The 4,611-nt window shown below is 71.7% G+C and carries 3 protein-coding genes; 2 read left to right on the forward strand and 1 reads right to left on the reverse strand.

Annotated elements, in window-relative coordinates:
* Positions 1 to 31: 31 nt before the first annotated feature.
* The gene (locus tag ACFUEL_RS35540) at positions 32 to 2,194 is read right to left on the reverse strand and encodes a hypothetical protein (protein WP_380241689.1); all 2,163 of its coding nucleotides are present in this window, start codon (positions 2,192 to 2,194) and stop codon (positions 32 to 34) included.
* Between the two features lie 248 nt (positions 2,195 to 2,442).
* Between ACFUEL_RS35540 and ACFUEL_RS35545 the strand changes: the two genes are divergently transcribed.
* Positions 2,443 to 3,909: an aldehyde dehydrogenase gene (locus ACFUEL_RS35545; protein WP_380241691.1), complete on the forward strand. Its 1,467-nt coding sequence runs from the start codon at positions 2,443 to 2,445 to the stop codon at positions 3,907 to 3,909.
* A 29-nt stretch (positions 3,910 to 3,938) separates the two neighbouring features.
* The coding region (locus ACFUEL_RS35550) for an alcohol dehydrogenase catalytic domain-containing protein (protein WP_380241692.1) at positions 3,939 to 4,611 on the forward strand (673 nt) is incomplete at its 3' end.

Below are 4,611 nucleotides of genomic sequence, written 5' to 3' on the forward strand. Positions count from 1 at the left end.
GTCCGGTGCCGGGCGGTCGGCCGCTGCCCCGCTACGGGTAGGCCACCACGTTGACCGGCACGGTGCCGGACGGGGTGACGCCCCCGGTGTCGTTGATGACGTGCGAGATGGTGCCCTGGTAGCCGAGCGAGACGCTGAGCACGTCGTGGAACTTCACGCCCGCCGTGTTCGGCACCTCGAACGCGTGGTAGGCGTTCACGGCCGGGTTGACGTTGAAGTAGCAGTAGCTGCCCAGGCCCCACGCCTCGTGGCTGGTGACGTTGCCGCCCACCTTGTAGGCGGCGTAGCCGTTCAGGCCGGACGGTGACTTCCAGGCCGCCTGGTCGGGCACGTCGTACGGCATCTCGTTCTGGAAGAAGATCGTCCTGCCGTTCTGGCCGTTCCAGGTGACCTCGTACTTCTGGTAGTGCTCGACGAACAGGCCGGTCGCCAGGACGTTGTTGCCGTTGACGACCACGCCGTTGTCGGCGGTGTTGACGCCCCAGCCGACGGTGCCCGCGTTGCCGTGGTCGGCGCGCCAGGCCCAGATGTGGTCGACGATCGTGTTGTTGCTGTTGACGACCAGGCTGGTGGTGGCCTTCCCGGCGACCTCGCCGCCGATCCGGAAGAACACGTCCTGGACGGTGGTCGGGTCGGCGGCGTGGCCGGCCGTGGAGCCGCCGGCGCCGACGGTCAGCAGGGCGGCCGAGTTGACGGTGCCGGCGTCGAAGAGCAGGCCCTTGAGGCGGACGCCGTCGACGTCGGCGACCTGCATCGCGTTGACGCCGTTGTCGGGGACGAAGGTCGGGTAGCCGATGCCGAGGACGACGGTGTCGGCCCGGGTCACGTTGAGGGTCTGGTTGAGGTGGTAGACCCCGGGGGTGACGAACAGGTTGCAGCCCCGGGAGAGCGCGTTGTTGATGGTCGCGGCGGTGTCGCCGGCCTTGACCACGTAGAACCGGCTCATCGGCAGCGAGCTGCCGGGGGTGCTGCCGGACGCCCAGCTGGGGCCGGTGGCGTTGGTGCGCAGGCTGGGCAGGAAGACCCGGTACCGGCCGGAGCCGTCGACGTACAGGTAGGGCACGTCGCGGGAGACCGGGGTGGTGGCCAGCGTGGTCTCCGGCGGGTTGGGGAAGGTGTTGGCCGGGGCGCCCTGGACGCCGGAGAAGACCATGTTCCACACACCGCCGTCCCAGCTGCCGAGGCTGCTGTCCCGGGTGTACCACTGTTGCTGGGAGATCGAGGCGGCCTGGCCGGTGACCTTGCTGTCGGCGACGTAGCCGCCGCTGGCCCAGCCGTAACTGGCCGGGTAGAGCGCCAGGTTGCCGTGCACGTCGATCCGGCGGAACGGGGCGGCCTGGGCGACCGCCCAGCGGTTGGTGCCGCCGCCGGGGTTGATCGCCAGGTTCTCGGCGGAGCGCCAGAAGTTCTGGGTGGCGTTGCCCGCGTCGGAGGCGTTGAAGGCGTCGACGGTGATGTTGCCGTTGATGGTGACGTCGTCGGGGTTCTGGCCCAGCCCGGCCACCGAGGTGTAGAAGCCGACGTTGTCGTTGACGTTGTAGGTGCCGGGCTTGAACAGGTCGGCGACCCGGTTCTCGGAGAACTGGGCGCTCTGGGTGTCCTTCATCTGGTTGAAGTGGGCGTCCAGTTGGGACTGGATGGCGGCGCTGGACATGCTCGGGTCGTAGACGTGCACGTTGGGCCCGAAGTCGGGGGTGTCGGACTGCGCCGGGCAGGTCGTGCCGCCGCTGGAGCCCGTCGGCGTCGGCGTGGGCGTCGGCGTCGGCGTCGGCGTGGGCGTCGGCGTGGGACTGGTGCCGGTGCTGCCCATGGTGACGGTGAAGTGCGGGCTGTCGTACTGCGGCCCGCTCTTCTCGTAGGTGAACCAGTACTCGACGGCGTTGCCGGTGGCCAGCGAGCCGATGGTCCAGGTCCAGGTGCCCGCGGTGTTGGTCATCCGGATGTTCTGCTGGTTGGCGCCGTTGACCAGGTAGTGGACGTCCACGTAGAGCGCGGGCGTGGTCGGGGTGAAGGCGATCTTCAGCTGGGTGGCGCTCGGCTGGGTCGCGCTCTGGGTGTAGTCGGCCGCGGCGGAGGCGGGGTCCGCGGCGGCGGCCAGGCCGAGCAGCGCCGCGAGGGTCAGGGCCAGCGCGGACAGCAGGGCGAGGAGGCGGGGGCGGGGCCGGGGGCGGGAAAGGGCGGTCGTCCTTCGCATGGGGGTCCTCTCGTCTGGCTTCGCAAAGTGAACGCCAGGCCGAAGTGGGAGAAGGGGTGGTGTCGCCTTTCTGGCGGGTCCGATCGATTGAGAGCGCTCTCTGAACCCGTACGGAAGTGTTGGGGGGCTGAAGGCTCACCGTCAAGTGGCGTGCCGCGTTCACTTCTCGAAGGCAATCCTCCCCCCTGGACTCTAAACAGTCAGCTGTGTACGTTTAGATGGTCATCGCAGAGCAGAAGGAGTCGGCCATGGCCGAGGCACCCGCCGTACACGGCACCCTTTTCATCGGCGGACGGTGGGAGACCCCCGCCGGAACCGACACCATCGAGGTCGTCTCGCCGCACGACGGGACGCTGATCGGCCGCGTCCCGCACGCCACCCCGCAGGACGTGGACCGGGCGGTCGCGGCCGCCCGGGAGGCGTTCGACCACGGGCCGTGGCCCCGGCTGCCGCTGGAGGAGCGGCTCGCGGTGCTGGAGCGGATCCAGGCGCTGATGCTGGAGCGCAAGGACGGGTTCGCCCGGGTGATCAGCGCGCAGAACGGCTCTCCGGCCTCGTTCAGCGCGGTCAACCAGGCCGCGGCAGCGGCCGTCCAGTACGGGCTGGTGGCGGCGGCCGCCCGGGAGTTCCCGTTCGAGGAGCGGCGCGAGGGCCTGCGGCAGCCGCTGCTGGTGCTGCGCGAGCCGGTCGGCGTGGTGGCGGCCGTGGTGCCGTGGAACGTCCCGCAGTTCGTGACCGCCGCCAAGCTGGCGCCCGCGCTGGCGGCCGGCTGCACGGTGGTGCTGAAGCCCAGCCCGGAGACGCCGCTGGACGCCTACCTGCTGGCCGAGGTGTGCGCGGAGGCCGGGCTGCCGGAGGGCGTGCTGAGCGTGCTGCCCGCCGACCGGGAGACCAGCGCGTACCTGGTGGCGCACCCGGGCGTGGACAAGGTCTCGTTCACCGGCTCGGTGGCCGCCGGGCGCCAGGTGATGGCCTCCGCCGCGCAGCACCTGGCCCGGGTGACGCTGGAGCTGGGCGGCAAGTCGGCGGGCATCGTGCTGCCGGACGCCGACCTGCCGTCCACCGTCGCCGGCCTGGTCGCCGGGTCGCTGCTGAACAACGGGCAGGCGTGCGTGGCGCTGACCCGGATCCTGCTGCCCGCCTCCCGCTACGAGGAGTTCGCCGCCGCGCTGGCCGCCGTGTTCGCCGGTCTGCGGGTCGGCGACCCGCAGGACCCGGACACCCAGGTCGGCCCGCTGGTCTCCAAGCGGCAGCAGCAGCGCAACCTGGACTACATCCGGATCGGCCGGGAGGAGGGCGCCGAGCTGCTGGCCGGCGGCGGCGTCCCGGAGGGGCTGGAGGCCGGCGCGTACGTGCGGCCGACGCTGTTCGGCAACGTCACCAACGACATGCGGATCGCCCGCGAGGAGATCTTCGGCCCGGTGGTCTGCCTGCTCCGGTACGAGGACGAGGAGGAGGCGGTGCGGATCGCCAACGACTCCGACTTCGGCCTGTCCGGCGCGGTGTTCACCGCCCGCACCGAGGAGGGCGTGGCGCGCGGCGTCGAGCTGGCCCGCCGGATCCGCACCGGCACGTACACCGTGAACGGCTTCACCATCGACCTGCGCGGCCCGTTCGGCGGCTACAAGAACTCCGGCGTGGGCCGGGAGTTCGGCGCCGAGGGCCTGGGCGAGTACCTGGAGCACAAGACCGTCGCCCTGCCCGCCACCGTCTGACGATCCGTCAAGAGCTAGGAGTACCCACCATGTTGGCTGCAATGATCACCGCGCCGGGCGCCACCGAACTGGAGGTCCGCGACGACGTCGAGGCGATCGGCTTCGGCCCCGGCACCGTGCGGGTCGCCATCCGGGCGACCAGCCTGTGCCACTCCGACCTGTCGGGCATGAACGGCACCATCCCGGCGCCGATGCCGCTGGTGCTGGGCCACGAGGGCGCCGGCGAGGTGCTGGAGGTCGGCGAGGGCGTCACCCACGTCCGCCCGGGTGACCGGGTGATCGTCAACTGGCGGCCGTCCTGCGGCGAGTGCGCCTGGTGCGTGCGCGGGCAGGGCCAGCTGTGCCAGAGCGGCAACGCCGCGATGATGACGCCCGCGTTCCGCTCCGGCGGGCAGGACTTCTTCCGCTTCATGGGCGCGGGCACCTTCGCCCAGGAGGTGGTGCTGAACGCGGGCTTCGCCAGCCCCGTCCCCGAGGGCGTCTCCTACGACGCGGCCGCGCTGATCGGCTGCGGCGTCACCACCGGCGTCGGCGCGGTGTTCAACACGGCCGGGGTGCGGCCGGGCGAGACCGTCGCGGTGATCGGCTGCGGCGGCGTCGGCATCAGCGCGATCCTCGGCGCCAAGGCCGCCGGGGCCTCGCACGTCGTCGCGGTCGACCCGGTCGCGGCCCGCCGCGTGTGGGCGCTGTCCTTCGGCGCGA

The sequence above is a fragment of the Kitasatospora sp. NPDC057198 genome, from assembly GCF_042670125.1.
Lineage (GTDB): Bacteria > Actinomycetota > Actinomycetes > Streptomycetales > Streptomycetaceae > Kitasatospora.